Source organism: Mesorhizobium sp. M8A.F.Ca.ET.181.01.1.1 (genome assembly GCF_004792025.1).
Taxonomy (GTDB): Bacteria; Pseudomonadota; Alphaproteobacteria; order Rhizobiales; family Rhizobiaceae; genus Mesorhizobium.
Window position 1 is genome coordinate 1 of record NZ_SRTV01000377.1, and the last position, 208, is coordinate 208.

General features: G+C 65.9%; 1 protein-coding gene. It reads right to left on the reverse strand.

Annotated elements, in window-relative coordinates; all coding sequences use genetic code 11:
* A partial coding sequence (locus EN824_RS35030; protein WP_135933262.1) for a VCBS domain-containing protein occupies positions 1–208 on the reverse strand: 208 nt, incomplete at both ends.

The following is a 208-nucleotide window of genomic DNA, read 5'->3' on the forward strand; positions in this document are numbered from 1 at the left end:
TGGTGCCGTCGATGTTGATGGTCACCGAGGTGTGGGTGCCGTCGGCGCTGACGACATCGAAGGTGTCGGTGTAGGTGGTGCCGGCGGCGAACTCGTTGTGGGCCGAGCTTGCCGTGTAGGTCCAGGCACCGGCGCTGTCGATGGAGAACGAGCCATAGGTTCCAACGGTCGCGGCCTGGGCGACGAAGGTCGCCGGGCTGTCGACATC